1 protein-coding gene is annotated in these 297 nt (G+C 38.0%); it reads left to right on the forward strand.

The window, feature by feature from the left end; genetic code table 11:
* The coding region (locus tag GUI70_RS25545; RefSeq protein ID WP_237725142.1) for an aspartate/glutamate racemase family protein at positions 1 to 188 on the forward strand (188 nt) is incomplete at its 5' end.
* Positions 189 to 297 lie beyond the last annotated feature (109 nt).

Genomic DNA, 297 nt, shown 5'->3' on the forward strand with positions numbered 1-297 from the left:
TAGGAACGGAAGGCACAATTAAATCTGAAGCATATCGTACGCATATTAAACGTATCAATCCACATGTAGAGGTACATGGCGTTGCCTGTCCAGGTTTTGTGCCACTTGTAGAACAAATGAGATATAGTGATCCAACAATTACAAGCATTGTCATTCATCAAACACTGAAACGTTGGCGTAATAGTTAGTCTGATACTGTCATTTTAGTAGGTACCCACTATCCATTGCTATATAAACCTATCTATGATTATTTTGGTGGTAAAAAGACAGTGATTTCGTCTGGATTAGAAACGGCTC

The organism is Deinococcus alpinitundrae, from assembly GCF_009982895.1.
GTDB lineage: Bacteria > Deinococcota > Deinococci > Deinococcales > Deinococcaceae > Deinococcus > Deinococcus alpinitundrae.